Origin of the sequence: Empedobacter brevis, assembly GCF_965118635.1 — a bacterium.
Lineage (GTDB): Bacteria > Bacteroidota > Bacteroidia > Flavobacteriales > Weeksellaceae > Empedobacter > Empedobacter brevis_A.
Map to the genome: position 1 here is coordinate 34,832 of NZ_CBCPHV010000002.1, position 26,231 is coordinate 61,062.

At 29.7% G+C, this 26,231-nt stretch carries 24 protein-coding genes; 9 read left to right on the plus strand and 15 right to left on the minus strand.

From position 1 onward, the window contains the following. Positions 1-2 precede the first annotated feature (2 nt). The 5 genes from ACMHJW_RS02520 to udk form a co-directional block, all read right to left on the minus strand. Positions 3-2,171, minus strand: a complete 2,169-nt coding sequence (locus tag ACMHJW_RS02520) for an FUSC family membrane protein (RefSeq protein WP_413531841.1) — start codon at positions 2,169-2,171, stop codon at positions 3-5. Positions 2,172-2,233: 62 nt separating this feature from the next. Next, positions 2,234-3,400 (minus strand): THUMP-like domain-containing protein, encoded by a 1,167-nt coding sequence (locus ACMHJW_RS02525; RefSeq protein ID WP_413531842.1) that lies wholly within the window; start codon positions 3,398-3,400, stop codon positions 2,234-2,236. Positions 3,401-3,527: 127 nt separating this feature from the next. Continuing rightward, positions 3,528-4,802: a methylmalonyl-CoA mutase family protein gene (locus ACMHJW_RS02530; RefSeq protein ID WP_413531843.1), complete on the minus strand. Its 1,275-nt coding sequence runs from the start codon at positions 4,800-4,802 to the stop codon at positions 3,528-3,530. Further along, positions 4,795-5,184 (minus strand): FtsB family cell division protein, encoded by a 390-nt coding sequence (locus ACMHJW_RS02535; protein WP_413531844.1) that lies wholly within the window; start codon positions 5,182-5,184, stop codon positions 4,795-4,797. The genes ACMHJW_RS02530 and ACMHJW_RS02535 overlap by 8 nt, the downstream gene beginning before the upstream one ends. Then, positions 5,184-5,852, minus strand: a complete 669-nt coding sequence (udk, locus tag ACMHJW_RS02540) for a uridine kinase (RefSeq protein WP_413531845.1) — start codon at positions 5,850-5,852, stop codon at positions 5,184-5,186. The genes ACMHJW_RS02535 and udk overlap by 1 nt, the downstream gene beginning before the upstream one ends. 339 nt (positions 5,853-6,191) lie before the next feature. On the opposite strand from udk, the gene ACMHJW_RS02545 reads away from it, so the two are divergent. Beyond that, the gene (locus ACMHJW_RS02545; protein ID WP_413531846.1) at positions 6,192-6,797 is read left to right on the plus strand and encodes a DUF4126 domain-containing protein; all 606 of its coding nucleotides are present in this window, start codon (positions 6,192-6,194) and stop codon (positions 6,795-6,797) included. 79 nt (positions 6,798-6,876) lie between these two features. Here ACMHJW_RS02545 and ACMHJW_RS02550 read toward each other — a convergent pair whose 3' ends face one another. From ACMHJW_RS02550 to ACMHJW_RS02585, 8 genes are all read right to left on the minus strand, one after another. After that, complete coding sequence (locus tag ACMHJW_RS02550) at positions 6,877-7,581, minus strand: formyltransferase family protein (RefSeq protein ID WP_413531847.1); 705 nt, start codon at positions 7,579-7,581, stop codon at positions 6,877-6,879. Next, on the minus strand, positions 7,578-8,438 hold the full coding sequence (locus ACMHJW_RS02555) for an ATPase (RefSeq protein WP_413531848.1): 861 nt from the start codon (positions 8,436-8,438) through the stop codon (positions 7,578-7,580). Before ACMHJW_RS02555 ends, ACMHJW_RS02550 begins: the two co-directional genes overlap by 4 nt. Positions 8,439-8,539: 101 nt before the next feature. Further along, entirely contained in the window at positions 8,540-9,022 is a 483-nt protein-coding gene (locus ACMHJW_RS02560) for a DUF4625 domain-containing protein (protein ID WP_413531849.1), read from the minus strand. 50 nt (positions 9,023-9,072) lie between these two features. Beyond that, positions 9,073-9,390 (minus strand): hypothetical protein, encoded by a 318-nt coding sequence (locus tag ACMHJW_RS02565; RefSeq protein WP_413531850.1) that lies wholly within the window; start codon positions 9,388-9,390, stop codon positions 9,073-9,075. A gap of 7 nt (positions 9,391-9,397) precedes the next feature. Further along, positions 9,398-11,782 carry a TonB-dependent receptor gene (locus ACMHJW_RS02570; RefSeq protein WP_413531851.1) on the minus strand — a complete coding sequence of 795 codons (2,385 nt, stop codon included), beginning with the start codon at positions 11,780-11,782 and terminating at the stop codon, positions 9,398-9,400. A 21-nt stretch (positions 11,783-11,803) separates the two neighbouring features. After that, positions 11,804-12,097, minus strand: coding sequence for a hypothetical protein (locus ACMHJW_RS02575; RefSeq protein ID WP_413531852.1), 294 nt, complete (start codon positions 12,095-12,097; stop codon positions 11,804-11,806). 65 nt (positions 12,098-12,162) lie between these two features. Beyond that, on the minus strand, positions 12,163-12,804 hold the full coding sequence (locus tag ACMHJW_RS02580) for a hypothetical protein (protein WP_413531853.1): 642 nt from the start codon (positions 12,802-12,804) through the stop codon (positions 12,163-12,165). Beyond that, positions 12,804-13,304 carry an RNA polymerase sigma factor gene (locus tag ACMHJW_RS02585; RefSeq protein WP_413531854.1) on the minus strand — a complete coding sequence of 167 codons (501 nt, stop codon included), beginning with the start codon at positions 13,302-13,304 and terminating at the stop codon, positions 12,804-12,806. The genes ACMHJW_RS02580 and ACMHJW_RS02585 overlap by 1 nt, the downstream gene beginning before the upstream one ends. A 327-nt stretch (positions 13,305-13,631) precedes the next feature. Between ACMHJW_RS02585 and ACMHJW_RS02590 the strand changes: the two genes are divergently transcribed. From ACMHJW_RS02590 to ACMHJW_RS02600, 3 genes are read left to right on the plus strand one after another with little or no spacing between them, the layout of a single operon-like run. Next, complete coding sequence (locus ACMHJW_RS02590) at positions 13,632-14,324, plus strand: succinate dehydrogenase cytochrome b subunit (protein WP_413531855.1); 693 nt, start codon at positions 13,632-13,634, stop codon at positions 14,322-14,324. A 17-nt stretch (positions 14,325-14,341) separates the two neighbouring features. Continuing rightward, a complete protein-coding gene (locus ACMHJW_RS02595) occupies positions 14,342-16,354 on the plus strand; it encodes a fumarate reductase/succinate dehydrogenase flavoprotein subunit (protein ID WP_413531856.1) in 2,013 nt (670 codons plus the stop codon). A 60-nt stretch (positions 16,355-16,414) separates the two neighbouring features. After that, positions 16,415-17,185 (plus strand): succinate dehydrogenase/fumarate reductase iron-sulfur subunit, encoded by a 771-nt coding sequence (locus tag ACMHJW_RS02600; RefSeq protein ID WP_413531857.1) that lies wholly within the window; start codon positions 16,415-16,417, stop codon positions 17,183-17,185. Positions 17,186-17,836: 651 nt separating this feature from the next. Here ACMHJW_RS02600 and htpG read toward each other — a convergent pair. Then, positions 17,837-19,714, minus strand: a complete 1,878-nt coding sequence (gene htpG / locus ACMHJW_RS02605) for a molecular chaperone HtpG (RefSeq protein WP_413531858.1) — start codon at positions 19,712-19,714, stop codon at positions 17,837-17,839. 179 nt (positions 19,715-19,893) lie between these two features. Between htpG and ACMHJW_RS02610 the strand changes: the two genes are divergently transcribed. Together ACMHJW_RS02610 and ACMHJW_RS02615 are read left to right on the plus strand one after the other, a co-directional pair. Next, complete coding sequence (locus tag ACMHJW_RS02610; RefSeq protein ID WP_413531859.1) at positions 19,894-20,775, plus strand: DUF72 domain-containing protein; 882 nt, start codon at positions 19,894-19,896, stop codon at positions 20,773-20,775. 36 nt (positions 20,776-20,811) lie between these two features. Beyond that, a complete protein-coding gene (locus tag ACMHJW_RS02615; protein WP_413531860.1) occupies positions 20,812-22,308 on the plus strand; it encodes a DUF6770 family protein in 1,497 nt (498 codons plus the stop codon). A gap of 18 nt (positions 22,309-22,326) precedes the next feature. Here the strand turns inward: ACMHJW_RS02615 and ACMHJW_RS02620 are convergent, their stop codons facing one another. Beyond that, a complete protein-coding gene (locus tag ACMHJW_RS02620) occupies positions 22,327-23,580 on the minus strand; it encodes a M48 family metalloprotease (RefSeq protein WP_413531861.1) in 1,254 nt (417 codons plus the stop codon). A gap of 120 nt (positions 23,581-23,700) precedes the next feature. Between ACMHJW_RS02620 and ACMHJW_RS02625 the strand changes: the two genes are divergently transcribed. From ACMHJW_RS02625 to yaaA, 3 genes are all read left to right on the plus strand, one after another. Next, entirely contained in the window at positions 23,701-24,672 is a 972-nt protein-coding gene (locus tag ACMHJW_RS02625) for an N-acetylornithine carbamoyltransferase (protein WP_413531862.1), read from the plus strand. A 148-nt stretch (positions 24,673-24,820) separates the two neighbouring features. Further along, on the plus strand, positions 24,821-25,441 hold the full coding sequence (locus ACMHJW_RS02630) for an L-threonylcarbamoyladenylate synthase (protein WP_413531863.1): 621 nt from the start codon (positions 24,821-24,823) through the stop codon (positions 25,439-25,441). A gap of 18 nt (positions 25,442-25,459) precedes the next feature. After that, positions 25,460-26,215, plus strand: a complete 756-nt coding sequence (yaaA, locus tag ACMHJW_RS02635) for a peroxide stress protein YaaA (RefSeq protein ID WP_413531864.1) — start codon at positions 25,460-25,462, stop codon at positions 26,213-26,215. The last annotated feature ends 16 nt before the right edge of the window (positions 26,216-26,231 follow it).

The window sequence follows — 26,231 nt, forward strand, 5'->3', positions numbered from 1 at the left end:
TTTTAGAGTTTTTCTTTCACAAAAACGTGACCAACTTTTGTGAAATCATAAGCGATTTCGTATAAATATTCTAATAAATCTTCAATCAACTCAGAATCATTTTGTAAAGCCTCTGTCTCGATTTCTGTATAAATGATTGTATTGTCTTTAAAGTTTATTGTTTTTGGTAAATTTTCAGTTTCATATTCACCGTAAAGTCGAATGTTTTGAAGCAATAATTGTAAAATTTTCTTCATTAAACGAATATGTTCAGAGGTTAAAATAACCGAATTATTTTTCTTTAAAATTTTAACTAAACCAACTGAATATGAAACAAATGATTGATTGAAAATAGTGAATTTATTCAGCTCATTTGCATTTGCTTGTTTTCCTTTTGGTTCGGATATTACGCGTTGAAAAACAGAATTGATATTTGCCATTGCAATAAAAACATCTTTTCGGGCTAATTTGTATTCAGTTGTAGAAACTTCGTTGTCAGCTAATTTTTTAAAAATCAAATAAATGAATTCGTAATTGGCAATTAATGCTTTTTGAATATATTCATTCATATTATTTTTTTCCCAACTAGGTAAAATTAAATAACTTGAAATAAAGGCCATAAAACCTCCGATAAGCGTATCTATTAAACGCTCTTGTATAATCTCTAATGAATCTTTATGCGAATAAAAACTAAAGGAAATTAGAATATATGCGGTTAAATAAAATGTTCCAATCGCATATTTATTACGGATAAAAGTATAAGCCATCAACATAAAAATAAGCATTAAAGCAAATCGGATACTTTGTTGAGGAATTAGTAATAAGATTAAAACTCCAATTAATCCACCACCAATGGTTCCTTTCAAACGTTGAAAATTACGTTTTTTTGTTACACTAAAACCAGGTTTTAAGATTACCAAAACAGTCATTAAAATCCAATAACTATGATAAGTCATCGGGATAATAAATGTAACTCCATATGCTAATAACATAACAATAGACGCACGAATTGCATGTCTGAAAATTGAAGATTTTAGGTTAAGATGATCTTTTAATTTTCGTAATGGATAGTTGATTCTAGGTTCAAAATTTTTGGCATGATCCAATGGATTTTTCTTTTTTTCGGTGAAGGAATCATCGTAGAAAAACTTATGAATAAACTCTATTTTATAAACAATTTGTTTTAGATTGATGTAAACTTTAGATAAAACAATTGGTTTTTGTCCTTCGTCATACAATTCTTTGATTGCGTCATCAATCTTTTTTAGTTCAACTTCAAAATCAAAACTTGGCTTTTTTGGTCGTTTGTTCGAGTTGATGTGATAAGCAATCATTTTTAGCTCATGCGCCAATTTATTCATTAAATTATAAATTTTTCGCATCGCTTTTGTATTTCCATAAGCTTCTCTCATCTTCACATAATCATATTGATTCGCTGTTATACTTTCGAAAATATCGACTAAATCAGAGAAAATAAATACAATAGAACGTCCAATTGGAGTTTGATCTTTTACTAATCTTTTGTTCGAAAAAACCAATTCTCGAACTAAATTTTGTTTTTCGTTAATTACAACATGTTCGTCAATTAATTTTTTGATAATATCATCGTAATTAGAATCTATATCAAACATGGAAGCTTTAATTCGAATGTATTCAGAAGTATGAATCATTGTATCAGCTAAATTTTGTTGCGCCATTCGATACGGACGAAACGTTGTAATAGCCAAACTAAAAATTGTGTACCAAGCTGCTCCAGCAGTTACATAAAATGCAATATCAAAAGGACTTAAATCATTTCTTAAATCATTCATATTCATTACCATGGACATCATGATAACCATTCCGAGTGCACTTGTTCGCTGGCCCCAAACCGTTAACATGTTAGAACAGAATACGATAAGTGTTAAGCAAATCCCTAAAAATATTGGATAGTTATTGATCGTTTTTGTGAAATACGAAACGATAAAAATCATTAATACGGAAAGCCACATTAAGTTTCGGCGTTCTTTAAAAGGACCAGGCGTATCTGTCATATGCGCTAAAACAGCACCCAAACTTATTGTTACACCAACATATAAATAGCCAAACGAACTTGCTAAAATAGGAGGAATAATAATTGCTAAAGAGGTTTTTAAACCGTCTGAAAGCGCTTCGCCATAGATAAAGTTTTCAATCTTATTTCTGAGTTCCAAATGTTATATTTTAGGGTTGAGAATTCTTGCATAAAATTAATACAACTTTTTCCGAATCCCAACTAAACTCTTGAAGTTTTTAAGATATGAAAACCATCTATACTTTGTGTAAAAATTAAAGTAGTTGAACCGCCATCAATAATTTTAAATTTTTTCTTGATCACATCTATTGGTTGATTATAATTTTTGACCAATACGTTTGCTTTCATTTTTAAAATTTCTTTTTTAGGATGAATAATTTGCTCTTCAATCAAGTAAATTTTTCCAGGAAAATTCTCCAAAAGTTCATCCGAAGTATATAAATGTGTATTTTGATGAAGTTTATGAAGATTAAATTTTTCGCTCAATAATTTGAAAGCTCCAGTTTTTAGAATTGCAACATTTGGTTCGTAAATATATTTTTGAATTCCACCGAAACTTGCATTAGAATGATATTCGTCCTCAAAATTGAAAGAGAATTCGGGGTGATTATTTTCTAAATTAATTGCTTTAATCAGAGGATTTTTAGTCGAAGAATTTTTATCCAAGATAATTAGAAAATCTTTTACCTCGTTTTTTAATGCAACAATATGTATTTCGGAAATCGAATCAATTTGTTGTAGAGTAGAAGTGATGTCCAATAAAGGCGAAAGTTTGATGATAATTTTGTCTGATTTTTCGAAAAAAGTAGGAATCCATTCCAGAATATTTGGTTCTAAATCTTCTAAAATAAACTTTCTTCCACTCGAATTTCTTCGTGCAGGATCAAGATAAATAACATCGAATTTTAAAGTAGGATTTTCTTCAAAAAAAGACTGAAAAGTTCCTGTATAAGTTTCTAAATTTGGTGCTAAAATTTTTGCATTATGTTGCACAATTTCACTTAAATCAGGATTTTGTTCGATGTGATATACTTTTTCAAAATTCTTGGCAAAAGCCATTGTGTCAATTCCGAAACCAGCAGTTAAATCAATCAAATTTTTTCCTTTAACCAAAGTCGATTTATAATTTGCAGTTGCTTCCGAACTTGCTTGTTCTAAGTTAATAGAAGGCGGAAAATAAATATTTTCTGTCGAATAAAGTGTTGGAAACTTATGTTTTGAAACTTGAATTCCTTTTAATTGTTGTGCAATTTCAGCAGAAGAAATTTCATCAAATAACGATTTTTTTAAACCAATAGATTTGAAATCTTCGTGTTCGATTGTTTTCAGATAATCTTGAAATTCTTTTGTTAAAATAGTTGGATTCAAATGGTTGTTTTTTGAAGTAAAATATTACATTATTAACTACAAAACTTCAGTATCCATCACAGTTACTGAAGTTTCGATTATATTATTGAGTTCGTTTTATTAAATTGATTTCCAATTTATATAAAAACTATTTTTTCTCTTCTTTTTCAGCCAAACGAGTGGGTACAATCGGAATAAAAAGAGCTTGTTTTACTACTTTTTCTTTTGGCGATTTTGCAATCACATCGGCAGGATTTCTAAATTTGTTTACACCAATTAATTTAATAATTTGCTCATCGAAATCTTTTTGTTCTTTTTTCGCGCTTGTGTAAACAAAATCTTGAATAGTTTCGTTTTGTAAAGCATTCACAAATCCACCTGCGTTTTGTATTGTTTTGAATAATTCTAACGCATTTTCTGCCATTTGATTAGTCAAACTTTCAATATAAAAAGAACCTGCAGCAGGATCTGTAAATTGGTTTAAATAAGATTCTTTTTGCAATAATAATTGTTGTTTAGCAGCCAATTCTAAACCAAAATCTGATTCTTCATTTACTTCATCATACGATTTTACGAAAACAGCATCACTCGATCCGAAAATAGCAGAAGAAGCTTCTACAGTAGAGCGGATAAGGTTGTTGTAAATATCTAATTTAGATTTATTGCGATCAGAAGTTGAAGTGAAAATAAATGCTTCGCTTTCTTTGTTATATTGTTCTAAAATGATTTTCCATAAAAAACGGAATGCTCTCAATTTTGCGACTTCGAAGAAATAATTACTTCCTACAGCGAATTTAAAATAGATTTTATCTGCAATATCAGCTCCAAAATGTTCTAAATATTCTACAGCGTGTGCAAGCGTTATAGCTAGTTGTTGAACATGATTTGCGCCAGCATTTTGATAAACATCTCCTTGAATAGAAATGACTTTTTCGAAGTTATTTAATTTCAACGCTTCTTTCAATAATTTTTTAGATTCTTTTTCCGAATCATTTAGCCAAAGTCCATTTTGAGCTAAATATCCAAAAATATCTAAATCTAAATATTTTAAATTTGGAAGTTCATCTAGGGATTTCAATTCAGAAGTTCCATCATATTTTATGAATAAATCTAAATAATTTGGAAGTTCTAACGATGAATTTAGTTGATTTTGTTGAATCAAATATCCATAAAGAAAACTATAATCTTGGTTTTTATTTCCAGTATATTTCGAAATAATTTTCCAATCTTTTGCTGATTTTGGTAAAGGTTCTACAGCCGAATAATCAATATCGTCTTTTGTATAGAGCGGTTTCACATTGATTTGATCATTTGTTCCCCAAACTAAAGTTTGATTATATTCTAAACCTTTGAGCTCGACTTGAACTTTATTTTTCCATTCTTTTTCAGAAATCGTATCAAAATCTTCAAATAATTTACTCATTTTCTTTTTTTTGTGGCTTTTCTACTTTTTCTTCTTGAATGATAAAAATATCTTCATCATCTTTTTTCAAGAAATGCTTTTCTCTTGCAATTCTTTCAATTTCGGCAGGATTACTATTTAGTTGATTCAATTTTTCAGATTCACTATCCAAGTGCTCTTTATAATATTGTTCATCAACTTCTAATAATTTTATTTGTTTATCTAACTCGCGATGTACAAAAAAAGAATTTTGATCGAAAAAGATCATCCAAACAGCAAATGCAATCGTTAATATAAAGTAACGATTCCAAATAAATTTGAATACGAATGTATCCTTAATTTTTCTTTTTGGGATTTCTGGCGTAAGTTCTTCGTCAAAGATCTCTTCCGATTTTTCTTTCATTATACAATAGTTTTAGAGTTTAGTTTTTCTTTAATTACAGTTGATAAAACTTTAATTGCAACAGAATTTTTCTTTTTCATGTTTGGAATAATAATGTCTGCAAAGTTTTTAGATGGTTCTATAAACTGTTGGTGCATTGGTTTTAAGGTTTTTTGGTAACGTGTTAAAACTTCGTCTAAATCACGTCCACGTTCTTGTATATCGCGACGTACACGACGAATTAAACGTTCGTCAGAATCAGCATGAACAAATATTTTCACGTCAAATAAATCACGTAGATCAGCATCTGTCAAGACCAAAATTCCTTCTACAATAATAACTGATTGCGGATGCGTTAAAATTGTTTCTTCCTTGCGGCTGTGTGTAATAAATGAGTAAACAGGCTGTTCAATTGAAACTCCGTTTTTCAATAATGCAACATGTTCTTTTAGTAATTCGAAATCAATTGATCTTGGATGATCAAAGTTGATTTTAGAACGTTCTTCAAAAGATAATTCAGGATGATCTTTATAATAATTATCTTGAGAAATTACGATGACACTTTCTGCATTAAGATCTCTTAAAATATTATTTACAACAGTTGTTTTACCTGAACCTGTTCCTCCTGCAATTCCTATTACCAGCATTTTTGTTTTATTAATTTTTTTAATTTCGTTTAATGTTTCCATTGCAAGAGTTCTCGTAAAATTTTCTTAAAGATAAAATTTTCCTGTAAGAAATTAAAATAAAAGAAATTGATTCTTGCAAAAAATTTAAATGTTGTCGTGAAGGAGTTTTGGTTGATTGATTTTGAGAAAAGGAATAATTCTCAATCCATTTAAAAAAAGATTGATTTACTATTCGATTATTTGGATGTATACTAAACATTTAGGTTCATTAACATAAAAAAAGTACTTTGCAGTACTTCGTTTCTCTTAATCGGATACAAAGGAAAGAAAAAATAATAAAAATTTTATCTTTTTTATCATTATATTTATAAAATCAGAACCATTATAAAAAACTAAATTATGAGCGACTTAATCTCAATGTCTACTATCTTTTCATTATTTCTCGGAATAGGATTAGCTGCGGCAGCTGGTTTCCGGATATTTCTACCTTTATTTGTATTGAGTTTAGCTGTGAATTTAGGTAAAACATTCATTAATCTTGATGAAAGTTGGCTATGGCTTGGAAGTACACCAGCAATAATAACACTTGGAGTAGCAATGTTGGTAGAAATTGGTGCTTATTATATTCCTATTGTAGACAATTTATTGGATACAATTGCTGTTCCTTTAGCAGGAATTGCAGGAACTATAGCGGTCGGAATTACGATGCCAGAAATGAATGAAGTTGCAACTTGGGCTTTGGCTATTATAGCAGGAGGAGGAACTTCGGCAGCAATTAGTGGTACAACTGCAGCAGCAAGAGCAGTTTCAACAACCACAACTGCGGGAGCAGGAAATTTTTTAGTAAATACAGGAGAAACATTCAGTTCAATTGTGTTAAGTATTACTGCAGTTGTATTAGCCCCTTTGGCTTTTATCTTTGCTTTGATAATTTTGTATGTTTGTTATAAAGCGTATAAAAGTATTAGAAGAAGAGGTGATGAGTTGTTGGCTGATGAGTTATAAAAGAAGAACGATTTTAAAAAATTATATTAAAAAAAGCTAACCAAATAGGTTAGCTTTTTTGTTATTTTTCAAAAAATATTTAATCCCTTTTATATATTTTTTTATATTTTTCAAATGCTTGCATCAAATTTTCTTCGATGGCTTTTGGCATTCTTCTAGTTGCATCAAATTCGGTTGTTGAAAGTGATTTAAAATCTGAAAGAGTCGGAATCAAGTCGATTGAATTGACTAACATTTCAATTTCAGTTTCATATTGACGATAAGCCAATGAATGAAAAGTGTCATTTTTGTAAACAGGAATATGTCGTTGTTCAATCAAAAAACCTGCATCTGCTTCTGTGTTTACAAAATGAGTTGTAACACCTATTTCTATACCTTTAGTTATTGCCCATTTCAAGGAATCTAATCCTCTAGTGAAAGGTAAAAAACCAGGATGTGTGTTTATTATTTTGTGCGTTTCAACCAATTCGTCTGGCAATAATCCTGCACCTGCAATAATTACATAATCAGCTTTATAATCGTTCAATTGATTATTCAATTTTTCGACCGTTGTCAAGTTAAAATCATATCCAAAATTTTTACAAAATTCTTTTGGTTCAATTTGAATTGCTTTACTTGGACGATGCTGATAAATAGGGTTGAATGGATTTTCCCTTTGCACAAATGGCAAAGCAAATACACTTATATTTTGATATCCTTTGGCTTTCAAACCAGTTAAAACATCTTGTGTTTTGCGATGAGGTGTGTTGTAGGAGATTATTGCAAGTCTTGGTTGATTTATCATGCTTGGTTGATTAAATATTTTTTATGATAATCAACAACATTATCAATAGGTTTTCTTATTATATGTCCTACAGTTAAGTGATATTCAGCAGCAACAGAACGAATTACATCTTCGTAAATATGCGCTATTGAACCAATGAAATTTAATTCAGAATTACGTGCTTCTTCATAAGGCATAATTTGATATTCTATAAAAGAAGACATCGCATCATAAATGATTTTCTGAATAAATGGATCATTTTTATGTTCAACCACAAATTTATTGAAAGAAGCTAAATATGTGTTTGCAAATTTATTTTGGTACACATTTTTATTTAATTCTTCAATAGATAATTTATAATAATCATCAAATGCTTTTGCTAAATGAGGTGGCATTTTTTTTGTAAAGAAGGAACGTAATAAACGTTTTCCTAAATCATTTCCAGAACCTTCGTCTCCTAAAATGTAAGCTAACGATTTAGTTTCTTCTCGCATACTAGTTCCATCAAAATAACAAGAATTAGATCCTGTTCCTAAGATACAAACCATTGCTGGTTTTCCCATATATGTTGCGTAACAAGCGGCCAATAAATCATGGTCAACAACAAGTTCTGCATTCGTAAAGAAATTATTCAATCCATTTTTTATAACAGTATGCATCGCTTCACTAGAAGTTCCTGCACCATAAAAAAAGATTTTTGTAAAATCATTTGCAACAGGTGCAAAATCTTCATTTTTTTGTAATTCAGCTGTAATATCTTCTGATGTCACAAAATACGGATTAAATCCGATTGTACTTGTTCTAAAAACTTCATTAAGGTCACTATCTAAAATAACCCAATCCGTTTTAGTAGAACCACTATCTGCTATTGCAATCATTCTTTTTGTTTTGATATAATTGAGGATTGCTAAAATAATATTCTTTTAACAATGAACATAAAAAAAAGCCTGAAATTTCAGGCTTTTCTATAAAATAATAATTAATGTTCGTGACTATGGTCTACTACATCGATTTCGATGTACGTTTCCGATTGGTTTCCTGCTTTATCAATTAAAATTAATCCTAAATGATATGGTCCATCTGTAATACCTTCTTCTGGAATTGAAATTTTATAATTGAAAGCATATTCTTTTTTACCAGAAGGAATAGCTTCTTCTTTAGAGAATTCCCAAGGAATTTCTGCTGAGCTTAATGTTTCTACAGCTTTGGCAGAACGATGATTGTGAGTATGTCCATCGCCACCATAATGAAGATCGATTTTTACAGCGCCCAATTCAACATTATCTTTTAGAATTGCTTCTATATTAATGTCATCGCCTAAATGAAAGTGATCTTCATCTTTTGGAGAAAGCAAATTAATTTCTGGTTTTGTTGTATCTAATGAAGAATCATCTGATGAACAAGACGAAATGAATAAAGCTGATAATGTTATAAATGAATATTTTAAAATTGTATTTTTCATTGTTTTATTTTTTTGAATTGAATGATATTTTTTAGATTTTGGTTGATAGATTAAGAAACAAAATCTTGAGGTGGACCTCGTGTAAAATGATATTCAATTGCATGAAATTCTACTTTTTCTACATGTTCAAAATTTTCTTTTGTATGAAATTCTTCATTTGTTTTATTCTCAATTTTTGGTTCATCATGTGTATCAATAAAAATCGTATAAAATGTAAAATGATTACATTGATGATGGATAATCTCTTTCTTTTGATCCGAAAAATTTTGCGAATGATCGATTAAAGAAAAATGTAATTGATTGAAAACAGGTATCGAAAAAAGAATAATACTAAAGAAAAGTCCAAAAATAGGATGTCTCTTTTTCATTAATCAACTATTTTCCGAACGGAATTCCTAACATAACTTGTATATTTCTAGCTTGTTCTGGCAATTTTAATGCACGATAAAAACTAGTGTGATTATAATAGTTTTTATTCAATAAATTAGAAACCTGAAAACTTAAATTAGCATAGAAATTATTGAATTTAATTTTCGTTTTTCCTCCAATTCCGACCAAAAAATAACTTGGCGTAATATCTTCATTTTGTGCAATTTTATCTTGCTCAAACGTATATTTTCCGTTCGCAAAAAAGCTTAAATCTTCTAAGAAACTAAGATTTTGATTGATTTTGTAATTAATTTGTCCAAACAAATTATTGGCAGGAGTGAAGGGAAGATAATTTCCGAATTTTTTATTTTCTGTAATTTGACGATTGTATAGATATTCGTAAATAAGATTTGCATCAAAATTTTCATTGATTTTTTTACGAACTTCAAATTCAAAACCAGTTAATAAAGCCTTGCTTTGTGTATATTGATAGATTTGTCCGCCATGAGGAAGAATAGAAAATTGTCCCGAAGGTTTCAAGAAAATATAATTGCTGAAATAATATAAATATGGACTAATGGAAATATTCCAATCATTTTTATGAAAACCAGATTTAAAATCTACTGCGATTCCTTTTTCTACATCAAGATTTTCGTCTCCGCGTTCATGTCGAAAACTTCCATGATGAATTCCGTTAGAACCTAATTCTATAGCAGTTGGTAAACGGAAATTTGTTCCAACATTCAGGTTGAAATCCCATAAATTATTTGGCTGAAAAGTAGCACCAATCATTCCATTGAAATTACTGAAATTACGATTGATGGTTTTGCTTCGGTTTGCATAATAATCGGCAATTCCTGTCGAATTTCCTTTTTCTATTAAATAATTATATAAGAAATCATCAAAATAACCTTCAGATTTGAATGTTGAATAATCATAACGCAAACCAGCTGTTACTTTCCAAATATTTCCTTTTTTGAATTCTTCAATCAAAAATCCACTGAATATATTTCGATCATATTTTGGTAATAAATAATTGTAACCAGTAATATTATTGTTTTGTATTTGCGCTTGTGTGCCAATTATTGTTTTAAAATTTTTGCTATGATTATGTTCAAATTTTAATTGAGAATCATATGTCGATAAATTAAAATCTAATTCTAAATCAGGATTTTTTACAGGAGCTGGCTGATTTGCATAATGTGTATGAAATGAACTAATTTCTTGTCTACGATTGTTTTGATAACTTGTTAAAAATTTCAAAACATCTTTTGTGTTTAGTCTGAATTCATTTTCAGAAATTACTTTAAAATGATTCACCTTTTGATAAGGAAACTCTATATTTCTATGATTCCCATCATTCTGAAGTCTGTCTACAGAAGGAATTCCGTGCGAACCAGGGAAAAAACCAATTTTTTGATTCACATTAGAAACAGTTAAAATTGAACGAAATTTTTCGCCAATATATCCCGTTTGTATTTCAGCATTCAGATCTTGTCCTGCAGTATTTTTTACACGTTTGTTGTAAATTGGTAAATAACGATTTAGATAATAAATACGATCTGTAGTGGTTTTGTAATCTGCATAATCAGAATAAGAACCTTTTATTTTATAGAAAAAGTGGTCATTTCGAGCTTTTAAATTAAAACCGATTCCATAATTCTCATTTATCGATTGATACAATGCTTTTGCTTCTCCAGAAAATGAATTTTTAGCAGGCAAATTGTTGTTATTTATTTTGATAACACCAGCAATAGCTTCGTTTCCGTATTCTAGCGCAGCAGGCCCTTTTATAATTTCGATATCTTCTACATTTAAGGCATCAATTTCCAAACCATGATCGGCTCCCCATTGTTGACCTTCTTGTTTTACGCCATTTTCGGCAACAATAAGTCGATTGAAACCAAGTCCACGAATAATTGGTTTCGAAGCCGAAGATCCAATTCCTGAAGCATTAATTCCAGCTACGTTTTCTAAAGATTTTGCTAATGATCCTGCATAATTTTCTTGAATATAAGCTTGATCTACACGTTCTATATTTGCTGTAGAAAAATCGTGATGATGTCCTAAAACAGTAACTTCATCTAAGTTATAAGCTTTGTGAAATGTAAGTGTAAAAACAAATTTTTGTTGTGAATCGAATGTAATATTTTGAAAAAAAGGTTCGTATCCTTGTTCGTCAATTTGAACTTGATAAGTTCCTTTGTTCAGATTTTCAATCTTGAATTTTCCTTCAGCATTTGCGTGATATTCCTTATTATTGAAATATACAGTTACAAAAGGTATTGGTTTTTGATTTTTATCTATAATTTGACCTTCGATAATATTTTGTGCGAATAAATTTCCACACAAGAATGTAGCAAAAACACTACATTTTATGTTGATTGACATAAATACAATAATTTAATAACGTTAAAAAATAAGGTAGTTTTTCTTGAAATTAAATTGTGTAGGGGGAGCTCGAAGGCTTTTTTGAGTAAGTAATACAGCTTGTTTTACACGAGTTGTGTAAAGGTTTTTATCTTTTTGAACATAAGATTGTGTCCATTCGAATAATTCGATATCCGAATTGTTTTCAATAAAATGTTGATCGTAATGACAAATCGTACAATTGTGATCGTGTACGTTAGCATATTTATTTTTTTGCTCTTTGTGTTCTTTATTTAATGCATGATCCAAAATATGCACAGACTGATACACTGTCATAAACAGTGAAATCGTGAGCATGATATATTGGATAAATTTTTTCATTACAAGACAAAAGTAAGACATTATTTCATTTCTTTCAACTCTTTTAAGTTTTGTTGAAGTTTTCTTAAAAATAGAAAATAGATAATTCCATAATATATCGTTCCTATAATCACAATAAATGTAACTGCTGTTATAATGGCTATCCAACCATAAATGCTTGCGTTGTTAGCAATTAGTTGTATGTCATTTGCATGTTTGGCAAGGTAAATAGATTGTCCTAATTCATAGTAAAAAGGAGCAGAAGAAACAATTAAGCTTAATACTGTGAAAAGGATAAATAAGTTGACCAATTTGCGAAACGAAATGATGTTTTTCATTAAATCGACAACAGATTGATTAAGGTTTATTTTTTTGAAATAACGATAAGCCATTATCAAAAATCCAAATGTAATTATGATGCTAAAAACTGAAGTTATTTCGTAATTGTTAATTGTTTTTTCTTCAACTAATGTTGTAACTTGAGTGTTAAAGAAATTTTTTCCTGAAATCAAGACATATAAATTGTAAACGAGAAAAAGGATAAATTCACAAAAAGTGAATATAAATAACCATTTTATAGTCGTTGACGATTTTTTCTTTAACATTTGAAAAATTTGATTTTTATCAAACTTATCTTCTTCTTTTATGGAACCCCATATTGATTTTAAGTCATCTAACTCCATTATTGTTCCATTTTAGACATTATTTCTTTCAATTTTATTTTCACTCTGTTCATTTTTACACGAGCATTCACTTCCGAAATTCCTAAGGTTTCAGCAATATCTTTATAAGGTAAATCCTCTAAAAATAGTAGTACTAATGCACGTTCTACATCATTCAATAATCTAATAGCAGCATATAAAAGTGTGATGCGTTCTTCTAAAAACTCATCTTTGTCTTCAGATTTTAAATTTAGAAATAGAGCTTCATTATAATCCGTTTCGCTCGATTTTGTTTTTTTTCGGATTAATGTAATCGCAGTGTTTAAACTAACTCGATACATCCAGGTACTAAATTTTGAATCTCCTTTGAAGGAATCATAAGAGCGCCATAGTTGCAATACAATCTCCTGAAATAAATCGTCATGAGAATCCTTATCGTCTGTGTAGATACGACAAACCTTGTGGATGATTCCCTGATTTTTTTCGACTAATTCAGTAAAAATTTTTGCTTTATTATTCAAACTATTATCTATTGCTCTACTAATTTGTAGTAAAAAAAAGAATTATGTTACAAGTAAAAATTAAAAATCCTCTTATATCACTATAAGAGGATTAACCTAACTAACTTAAACCTATGAAAAGTTGTTCTACTTTTCTATTGCAAGTATAGATATTAATTATTTACCAAACAATATTTTTTTTAAAAAGTTCTCATAAAGGTATGCTGACTAACTAAGAATGATTCTAAACTATCCAAATATGTTAACGAAATGATATAATTCATTGTGATTACAGTAAAGGGATGATTAAATTTGTGGAAATATCTAAAAAATTAAACGAATTGCTTTATGGCAAATGAATCATTACTAAAATCGTCGATTGGTAAGAAGTTCGCGATGGCGCTTTCAGCGTTATTTTTGATCGTGTTCTTGTTACAGCATTTCGTGATTAATGCATTATCTGTTATTAATCCGAATGGGTTCAATGAAGTTTCGGCTTTCATGAGTGAAAACCCTTTTATTCAGTACTTAATGCAGCCTATCTTATTAATTGGTGTAGTTTATCACTTTGTAATGGGTTTTGTATTAGAAGCTCAAAACAAAAAAGCTCGTGGACCAGTTGCTTATCAGAAGTATAATGGAGCTGCAAATGCAACTTGGATGTCAAGAAATATGATTATTTCTGGGGCTGTAATCTTAGTTTTCTTATTATTACACTTGTATGATTTCTGGGTTCCAACAATTACAGATCATTACATTTCTCCAAATCCTGAATTTGCGCAAGGTAATTACTTTATGGATCACTTAAATCACATTTTTACATTAGAAAGTGCTTTAAGTTTTGTACGATTAGTAATTTACATTGTAGCATTTGTATTCTTATCATTACACTTACAGCATGGTTTTGCGTCAGCATTCCAATCTATTGGAGCTAGACATCGTAAATACACACCTGTAATTGTTGCTTTCGGAAAATGGTATTCTATTTTAATTCCAGCTGGTTTCATTATCATTGCTGTTTACCATTTTTTTGTTAAATAATTAAATAATATCAAGAAATGAGTATATTAGATTCTAAGTCTCCACAAGGAGATATCGCAAAACAATGGAGCGAACATAAAGCACACTTAAACTTAGTAGCTCCAAATAACCGTGATAAAATTGATGTTATTGTTGTTGGTACAGGTTTAGCCGGAGGTTCTGCTGCTGCTACTTTAGCAGAGTTAGGATACAAGGTTAAAGCATTCTGTTACCAAGATTCTCCTCGTCGTGCACACTCTATTGCTGCACAAGGAGGTATTAATGCTGCTAAAAATTATAAAGGAGATAACGATTCTATTTATCGTTTATTCTATGATACAATTAAAGGTGGTGATTACCGCGCTCGTGAGTCTAACGTTTATCGTTTAGCAGAAGTTTCTGGTAACATCATTGACCAATGTGTAATGCAAGGTGTTCCTTTTGCACGTGATTATGGTGGATTATTGGACAACCGTTCTTTTGGTGGTGTTCAGGTATCTCGTACTTTCTATGCAAAAGGTCAAACTGGACAACAATTATTATTGGGAGCTTATTCAGCAATGAATCAGCAAATCCACTTAGGACATATCCAAATGTACAACCGTCACGAAATGTTAGACATTGTACTTGTAGATGGAAAAGCACGTGGTATCATTGCTCGTAACTTAGTTACTGGAGAAATAGAAAGACATTCAGCTCATGCTGTAGTGATCGCTACTGGTGGTTACGGAAATGTATATTTCTTATCTTCTAATGCAATGGGTTCTAACGTAACTTCTGCATGGAAAATTCACAAAAAAGGTGCTTATTTTGCTAACCCTTGTTATGTACAAATTCACCCAACTTGTATTCCAATCCACGGAACAAATCAATCTAAATTGACTTTAATGTCTGAATCTTTACGTAACTCTGGTCGTATCTGGGTTCCTAAAAAGAAAGAAGATGCTGAAGCAATTCGTGCAGGTAAGAAAAAAGCTGTTGACATTAAAGAAGAAGACAGAGATTATTACTTAGAAAGACGTTATCCTGCTTTCGGTAACTTAGTTCCTCGTGACGTTGCATCTCGTGCTGCAAAAGAGCGTTGTGATGCTGGTTATGGTATTGAAGCAAACGAAACAGGAGAAGGAGTTTATTTAGATTTCACGAATGAAATTAAGAAAAAAGGTCGTGAGGTTGCTTTCGCAAACGGAGATCAAAATCCATCTGATGCTACAATTGAGAAATTAGGTAAAAAATGGATTGAAGAGAAATATGGAAACTTATTCCAAATGTATTACAAAATTACAGATGAGAATCCATACGAAAATCCAATGCGTATTTATCCTGCAATTCACTACACAATGGGTGGTGTTTGGGTTGATTATAACTTAATGTCAACAATTCCAGGATGTTTTGTTGCTGGTGAAGCTAACTTCTCTGATCACGGAGCAAACCGTTTAGGAGCTTCTGCTTTAATGCAAGGTTTAGCAGATGGTTATTTTGTATTACCTTATACAATCGCAGATTATTTATCAGCAGATATTCGTACAGGTAAAATTCCTACAGATACTCCAGAATTTGACGAAGCTGAAAAAGCAGTTAAAGATCAAATTCAACATTTCTTAAACAACAAAGGAACTAAAACTGTAGATAGTTTCCACAAACGTTTAGGAATTATCATGTGGAATAAAGTAGGTATGGCTCGTAATGCGCAAGGATTAAAAGAAGCGATTGCTGAAATTGCAGCTTTACGCGAAGAATTCTATCGCGATGTGAAAGTTCCTGGTGAAGCTAACGAAATGAATACTGAGTTAGAAAAAGCAGGACGTGTAGCTGACTTCTTAGAATTAGGACAGTTAATGGCAATTGATGCACTTAACCGTAACGAATCTTGTGGTGGTCACTTCCGCGAAGAGTATCAAACAGAAGAAGGTGAAGCATTACGTGATGATGAGAACTATACTTATGTTGCTGCTTGGGAATACAAAGGAGATGACATTAATACAGAAGTATTACACAAAGAAGAATTAAATTACAAATATATCGAGCTTAAAACTCGTAGTTATAAATAATCAAATCATTTTGCTTGATAACAAACATTCAAGCAAAATGTCAAAATATCATATAGAATTATGGCATCATCAAAAACAATCAGCATCACGCTGAAAATTTGGCGTCAAAAAAACGCTAATGCTCAAGGAAAAATGGAAACATATTCCTTAAAAGATGTTTCTACTGATTCTTCTTTCTTAGAAATGCTTGATTTATTAAACGAGCAATTAATAGAGGAAGGAAAAGAGCCAGTTGCATTCGACCACGACTGTCGTGAAGGTATTTGTGGTATGTGTTCTTTATTCATTAATGGTGAAGCACATGGTCCAGATAGAGGAGTTACAACTTGTCAATTACATATGCGTATGTTCAAAGATGGAGAAACGATTTATATCGAACCATGGAGATCTGCAGCATTCCCAGTAATCAAAGATTTAATTGTAGACCGTTCATCTTTTGATCGTATTCAACAAGCAGGTGGATATATTTCTGTAAATACTTCTGGACGCACAGTAGATGCAAACAACATTCCTGTAAACAAAATGAATGCTGACGAAGCGTTTGACGCTGCAACATGTATTGGTTGTGGAGCGTGTGTTGCAACTTGTAAAAACGGATCTGCAATGTTATTCGTAGGAGCTAAAGTTTCTCAATTCGCATTGTTACCTCAAGGGCAGATAGAAGCTGCACGTCGTGCTCAGAAAATGGTTGCTCAAATGGACTTAGAAGGTTTCGGTAACTGTACAAATACAGGAGCTTGTGAAGTAGAATGTCCAAAAGGAATATCTTTAGATAATATTGCACGTATGAACCGTGAATTTTTATCTGCAAAAATTGTATCACAAGAATAATTAAATTCTGATATATAAATAAAAAAAGAGCGACAAATATGTCGCTCTTTTTTTATTGTGATAATATGACATAAAAAAAAGGATTTCAATTTCTTGAAATCCTTCCCAATGTTGATATTCAATTTCTGAATAAATACATTGTAATTTGTTCTTTTTAAATAATTATAAAAAATATTTTATAATTGATAATTAAATAGAACAAATATTTATTGAATAAAAAAATGAAATATACTCATAATAACGAATCACAAATTATATGTAAATTATGAGTAAAATCGAATTTAAAAAGAACGTCTAGGGAAAAAAGGATTTCAATTTCTTGAAATCCTTCCCGAAATTTTTGATAATGATTTGAATTAATTTTCACCAAATATGAAAATTCTCTGTCGGCTTAAAAATTTCGTTATATATAGGGAAAAACAATTATTAATTTTAGTGTTCTGTTTCAAAACAACTGAACTATTTTGAAGTCCTGAACGAATAATTATTAATTCCTTGATGTAAAATTAATGACAAAAATCATGTTTTACAAATTTTTTCTAAGTAATTTTAAAAATTTAACACTTTAATAAATCTATTAAGAAATAAAAAATCCAGCACATTATGTGCTGGATTTTAAATTGAAAGCTCTAAAATAAAGAGATTTCTGTATTATTTAATGTTTTTAAAACTTCTATTGATAAAGTTTGTCAATTCTTTACCTTTTAACAAACCTTGCGATAATTTTGCTAAATCTAATGCTTGATTAATCAATGCATCTTTTTCTTCTTTCGATTCTTTTGCTAAAATTTCTGTCGCTAAATCTGAGTTTGCATTCACAACAACGTTATACATTTCTGGGAAATTGCCCATTCCAAACATTGCTGCTCCACCAGAAGCTTGCATGTCTTTCATACGACGCATAAATTCTGATTGCGTTATAATGAAAGGAGCATCTGTTCCAGATAAATCTTCTAATTGAATTGTGTAAGATTTATTGTTGATAGATTCTGTGATTTCAGTTTTCAATTTTTCTTTATCATCATCAGATAATTTAGAAATTTTCACTTCATCTTTTTCAATTAAATTATTGATATGATCTGCATCAACGCGAACAAAAGTTACATTTTCTTTCGTAGATTCTAATTTTTGAATCAAGTGAGAAGCAATAGGAGAATCTAATAAAATAACTTGATAACCTTTTTCTTTTGCAATTTGAATGTATTGATCTTGTGCGTCAATATCAGATGTATAAAGAACAACTAATTTACCATCTTTATTTGTTTGATTATCTTTGATTGCTGCATTTAATTCGTCCCAAGTGAAATATTTTCCATCAACAGTTGGATACAATGCAAATTTGTCAGATTTTTCGAAGAATTTATCTTCCGAAATCATTCCATATTCGATTACAACTTTTATGTCGTTCCATTTTTTCTCATAATCTTCACGATTTTGATTCATTAATGAAGACATTTTATCAGCTACTTTTTTCGTAATGTGTGCAGAAATTTTCTTTACAGCACCATCAGCTTGCAAGTACGAACGTGAAACGTTTAATGGAATATCTGGAGAATCGATAACACCGCGTAATAACATCAAGAAATCAGGAACAATTCCTTTTACTTCGTCTGTTACAAACACTTGATTTTGGTATAATTGTATGCGATCTTTATCAATATTAATGTTGTTTCCTAATTTTGGGAAGAATAAAATACCTGTTAAATTAAAAGGATAATCAACATTTAAGTGAATGTGAAATAATGGTTCATCGTATTGTGTTGGATACAATTCGCTATAGAAATTAAGATAATCTTCTTCTGTCAATTCAGATGGAGATTTCGTCCAAGCTGGCGTTGTATTATTGATGATATTATCAACTTCTATTTCTTCAGGTTTTGTTCCTTCTGGAGCACCTTCAGGTAAAGGAAGTGTTTCTTTTTTAGTACCAAATTTAATTGGAATTGGCATGAATTTATTGTATTTATTCAATAATTCACGGATTTTCCATTCATCTAAAAATTCTTTAGAATCTTCAGCAATATGTAAAATGATTTCAGTTCCTCGATCTTTTTTATCCGAATTTTCTAATGTAAATTCAGGAGAACCATCACATGTCCAATGAACTGCTGGTTCGTCTTTATAAGATTTTGTGATAATTTCTACTTTATCAGCAACCATAAATGCAGAATAAAAACCTAAACCAAAATGTCCAATAATTCCATCAGCATCTTGATGTTGATTAATAAATTCTTCTGCTCCAGAAAAAGCAACTTGATTGATGTATTTTTCAACTTCGTCCGCTGTCATTCCCAAACCTTGATCAATAATGTGTAAAGTATTATCATCTTTATTGATTTTTACTTCGATCATTGGGTTTCCGTATTCTACTTTTGCGTCACCAATACTTGTTAAATGTTTTAATTTCAATGTTGCATCAGAAGCATTAGAAATCAACTCACGCAAAAATATTTCGTGATCGCTGTATAAAAATTTCTTAATTAATGGAAAGATATTCTCTACCGAAACATTAATATTTCCTTTATTCATTGTAATTGTATTTTTATATGTTTTTATAATTTTATAATTCGTATTTATTCTTGTTGACTTATCTAGTCGTTTTTTAATTTTCAAAAGATATTCCAAACGAAAATTTACTGACATTTTGTCTTAAAATAGAGCTTGAAAATTGCTAATAATTGTTTAATTTTCGATACAAATTTAGAACGATGAAATTCGGAAAAGTAGAAAACCCAGAATTGGTTGATTTTACATTACCAAAAACACCAAAAGAAACAATCGATTTGTTGAATAAAGATGATAAATCTTCCAATTTTGAAGTTTATGTAGGTTGTGCAAAATGGAATAAACAAGATTTGAAGAATTTTTATCCGCCTAAAACAAAGGATGAATTAAGCTATTATTCAACTCAGTTTAATAGTATTGAGTTAAATGCAACTTATTATCGTTCTCCAAGCAAGGAAAATGTAGAAACTTGGAAAAATAAAACGCCAAATGATTTTAAATTTTTTCCGAAAATTCCGCAAAGTATTAGTCATTATGGACGTTTGCAAAATGTAACCGACAAATTGAATCAATATTTGGATGCAGTTGCTCTGTTTGATGATAAATTAGGAATGATTTTTTTGCAAATGCACGAAAATTTTGGACCAAAAGATTTTGAAAAATTAGAAAACTTCATTCATAATTTTCCAAAAGGATATCCGTTAGCTGTAGAACTTCGTCATGAAGATTGGTTCTCGAACGAAGAAAACTTTAATCAATTTGTAAAATTATTAGAAGATCATAATATTTCGAATATTATTGTAGATACAGCGGGTAGGAGAGATATGGTGCATATGAGATTGACTTCTAATGAAGCTTTTGTGCGTTTTGTTGGAGCAAATATTCCGTCTGATTATGAGCGATTAGATGAATGGATTGAAACCATTAAATTATGGAAAGAAGAAGGTTTGCAAAAATTATATTTCTTTATTCATCAGAATTTAGAATTAGAATCACCAATGCTAGCCAAATATTTTATTAAAAAACTAAACAAAGATTTAGGTTTAGATGTTCGTGGTCCACAGGATGAATTGACGTTGTTTTAAAACCTTAAATCGATATTATAAATTATAAAAAACTATATGAAAAAACTTTTATTTTTACTACTTACATTTATCACGCTTACTTTTTCTTTTGCTCAAGTCCAGAATTTAAAGGATTTATCGACAGGAATTTTAGAAAGATCTTCTCTACTTAATGACAGTAAGGGAAATGTGATTGGTTATACTTTTATCTTCAATAAAGGTTTGGTAAATCAAGATAAATTTGTTCAATATGAATATATTTTATTGGATAATAACTTAAATAAAATAACTAATGGAGATTTTGAACTTCGTAATATCTCGAAAACAAGTTACAAATTTATAGGAATAACATTTTTGAATCAAAGGTTATATATCAATTCAAAATTATATAATATTAAAACTTTTGGTGAATATGGAAATGTTTTGGTGAAACTAGATTTAAAATCAAATAAAACTGAAAATATATCATTCTATAGAAATGGCGTTTTTACACCATTTTCTGAAACAGAAGATTATAGTAAAATGAAAGCTTTCAACACAATATATGGTGGAAGTATATTGACAACGTACAATGGAGAAAGCCAATTATATTACGTGGATTTTAATATTGGAGTTGCAAAAGATTTAGAAAAAATAAACGTATATAACGATAATTTTGAAACAACGTTTTCTTATGAAATTGATAAGAAAATGAAGAAAGATGGTTACAAATTTGATTTGGGAAATATAAGTAAGAACCAATTAGTTTTGTGGCAAAAAAAGGTAGATCAATCTTCAGGATTTTCTAAAATTGGAATAGAAAGATTATTAACGTATAATTTAGCAGACGGGAAAAATACGTCAAATATTATCTATACTTCAAAAACAAATAGAGATGGAATTTATGTTTTTCCTGAAATGGAAATTCAGAATGATAAATTGCTTGTTATAGGAGAAATAAAAGAATCTAGCGAATATGGAATTCCATTTTCTAGATTTGGACCAACCATTGGCTTATTGCGAACAATATATGATAATGAGGGAAAAGAGTTGTTAGAAAAAAGAATTAATTACAACGAAATATTTTCTGATATAGGTTTTAAGAAATTAAGAGATAAAGATGGTTATCGTTACAGTTTGAAAGAATATTTTAATTATAATGATAATTCGTTTACCGTTCTTTTAGAAAAGCAAAAAGGTGATAATAGCTTCACTGTTATAAGATCTACAGATTATATTCTTGCGAATTTTGATAAAGAAGGAAACTTTAAAAATCATATTGTTTTAGAGAAATCAAAACTAAAGATGTTTGACAGTTATTTGTTTTCTCAGGAAAATAAAGATGAAAACGAAGTTTTATTTTTCTACGGTGAACAAGATAAAAATGATAAAAAAGTTTGGAATTTAATAATCAATAAACTTAAAAATGGTGAATTAACTCAAGATAAAATGCCATTCAAAACAAAGGAAACTTCGATTAGATTCGGAAAAGCCAAATATGGATATATTTTTATAAGAGAATATAATAAAGAAGAAAAAGAAAGTTCTGTACGAATAGAGAAACTAAATTTATAAGAAGAAAAAAGCAACCGATTAGGTTGCTTTTTTTGTATAATATTCTCCAATATTTTTTAGTTCATCATTTGTCAAGCTCCACAAGAAACTCAATAATTTTTGTGTATTAATATTTTTATCATTTGCATCAACTTGAGCAACATATTTATTAAACTTTAATAATTTTCTACTTTCATAAAGTTTCATAAAAATTTCACCAATATATTTATCTAAATCATTTCTGTTCGAATGTATTTGCTTCTCATACATCAGCTCTAAAAGCGCATTTGTATATTCTTCATTATGAATATAATTTTCATAATAATTATTGATTTCTTTCGCTTTAACATTTTCGAAATCAACCGAACGAGCTACTTTTTGTTTTGTAAAATCATCTTTGAAATTTTTCTGAATCCAATTTAATCGATCATCTAAATTTGGATGCGAACGAATAGAATCTTTGTTAACATGTTCAGTAAAATTTAATCCATCAAACAACGAATTTTTTTCGATTATAATCGATTTAGGATTGAATTTTTGCTCAGGTAAATTAAATAAATAAGAATAGATAGAATCATTAAGCAAATATTTATCGTTTTGATCAAATTCTTCAATCTTTTTTAAAAGATGAAAATATTCACTTTTAGGATAATTTAGATTTTTATATAAAATATAGCCTAAACTATCTGCCGAAATTTCTTTTTTGCGCGATTGTTCAGCTAAATCATATTTTTTTTGAATCACTTCATTTTGAGATTTAATCAATTTTAAAAAATCTTGTCGCTTTATCGATTTAATTTCTTGTTTAAAATCTTTCTCAAACTCAGCATCTTGTTCAATATCTAATCTTGTATGATTTAATTCGTTGTGTGCGATTTCATGGCAAATTACAGCAGCAAATTGAAATTGATTATCTAATTGCTTAAACAAACCAGATTCAATAAAATATAAATTAAAACCAAGCGAAGAAGCATTTGGAATGTTAGATTTTATGATATAAAATTTGCTTGTGTTTGATTTTAAATTAGGATTTTTAGAATTGATTAATTGAAAAGTATTCTGTGTTAGCTTTTGATAATCATCATCTAATATGTAATTATTCTTATTGTAATTAAGAGAAATTACATGTTCTAAAAATTTAAAATAAGAATCATATTCTTTTTTCTCTTCTCTAGAATTGAAATTATTAAGCGATGATTTTATATTTTTAATATATTTTGAATCTAATTCTTTTGTCTGCGAATAAACAAATTGAGTAAAAAATAGATTAAAAAAAAGTACAAAGTATTTCATTCGATTTTTCTGTAAAAAATTAGGTTATAAATTCTTACAAAAATATATAAATAATTCTTTAAACTTCGATTGTTTCACCTAATTTTGTAGGACAAATAAAACAAAAGATTCTTCTTATTTATGAAACAATTTACTTCGGTTTATGATGTAGAAAACATCGACGAATTACTAAAAACAGCATTAGAAATAAAAGCAAATCCATTTGCTCAGCAAGAAGTTGGTAAGAACAAAACAATTGGTTTAATTTTCTTTAATCCAAGTTTACGTACACGTCTAAGCTCGATAAAAGCAGCTTATAATTTAGGAGCAAATGCTTGGGTTTTGAATGCAGGAGCAGATTCTTGGACTTTAGAAATGGCTGATGGAGCTGTGATGAATGGCGATTCTCAAGAACATATAAAAGAAGCAATTCAAGTAATGAGTGCTTATTGCGATGTATTAGGAGTTCGTACATTCCCAAAATTAGTAGATCGTGATGAGGATTATAATGAAATCATGTTCAATAAAGTAAAAGAATTATCTTCTGTTCCAGTAGTTTCTTTGGAAAGTGCAACATTACATCCTTTGCAATCTTTTGCTGATTTAATTACAATCGCTGAGAAAGTAGGCTATAATCCAGAAGAGAAGCCGAAAAAGAAAGTGAAAGTTGTAATGACTTGGGCTCCGCATCCACGCCGTTTGCCACAAGCTGTTCCAAATTCATTTGCACAATGGTTTTCTAAGGTAGATTGGGTAGATTTTACAGTTGTTCAGCCAAAAGGATATGAATTAGATTCTAAGTTTACAGAAGGTGCAACGATTTCTTATGATCAAGATGAAGCATTGAAAGATGCAGATTTTGTTTATGCTAAAAACTGGTCATCTTACGAAAATTATGGACAAGCAAATGAAGGCGATAAAGATTGGGAAGTTACAATGGAAAAAATGAATTTAACCAATAATGGAAAATTTATGCATTGTTTGCCTGTTCGTAGAAATGTAGTCGTTTCGGACGAAGTTTTAGATTCTGATCGTTCAATTGTAATTGATGAAGCCACAAATCGTATTTATTCTGCGCAGACAGTATTTCACGAAATATTGAAAAATAAATAATTAGATCATTCTATTATAAATAAAAACTCCTTTGCTTACAAAGGAGTTTTTTTATTCATTGATTTTAACAATTGCATAATCAAAAACAAAAATTCCCGAAACAATAGATTTGGTGCCAAATTTGTATCTTTGAACTAAAGATTTACAAATGGCAGATTATATCAGAATTCATCCAGAGAATCCACAGGAAAAAGCGATTGATCAAGTGGTAGAAATTTTAAAAAATGGAGGTTTAATCATTTATCCTTCCGATACTGTTTATGGATTAGGATGTGATATAACCAATCTTAAAGCAATGGAAAAATTAGCACGATTAAAAGGTGTTAAGCTCGATAAATCTCAGTTTTCTATTGTTTGTAACGATTTGAGTCATTTATCTCAATATACTTTACCAATTGACAACAGTACGTTTAAAATCTTGAAACGAGCATTACCAGGACCATTTACTTTCGTTATGAATGCATCTCGCAATTTACCAGTAGCGTATAAAGGAAAGAAAACAGTTGGTATTCGTGTGCCAGATCATGCTGTACCGCAAATGATTGTAGAAAAATTAGGTAATCCTATAGCATCAACATCTATTTATGATGAGGATGAAATTGTAGAATATACAACTGATCCTGAATTGATTTTTGAGAAATGGGAAAAACTAGTAGATGCTGTAATCGATAGTGGATATGGAGACAACATAGCTTCTACAGTTGTTGATATGACAGATGGAGTAGAAGTACTGCGTGAAGGTAAAGGCGATATCGAAGATTATCTATAATTTAATTAAGAAAAAAACATGAAAATATTACTTTCTCCAGCCAAGATGATGAATCTTGAAACAAACGCAAAATGGAGAGCGACAACACCGCAGTTCTTAGATCATTCACAAGAAATTATGGATGTGATGAAAAAAATGGACAGAACAGATCTTGAGAAATTAATGAAAATTTCAAAAGATATTGCTGAAATGAATGTTGAACGTAACCAATTATGGAATGTAAAACCTACAACAAAACAAGCAATTCCAGCAGCTTTAGCGTTCAAAGGTGAAGTTTATAAAGGTTTGGATGCCGAAACTTTAGATGAAAAATCGTTAGAATATTTTAATAAGAATGCTTTTTTATTATCTGGTTTATATGGAATGTTGCGTCCTTCAGATAAAGTGATGCTGTATCGTTTGGAAATGGGATCGAAGCTTGATGTAAATGGTTCTAAAAATCTTTATGGCTTTTGGAAAGAGATTTTAACTCCTTTTCTGAATTCAAAATTAAAGAAAGATGAGTTTATCTTAAATTTAGCAAGCAATGAATATGCAAAAGTTTTAGATAAAAAGCAATTGAAAGCTCCTATGATTGATGTTGAATTTCAGGATTATAAAAACGGAGAATTAAAGAAAATCATGATGTATTTTAAACATGCTCGTGGTGCAATGGCACGTTATTGTGCAGAAAATAATGTAGAAACATTAGATCAAGTAAAAGCATTTGATGTAGATGGATACCGATTTGATGAAAATCTTTCTACTGAAGAAACGTTGGTATTTACAAGATAATAGCAGAAGAATAATA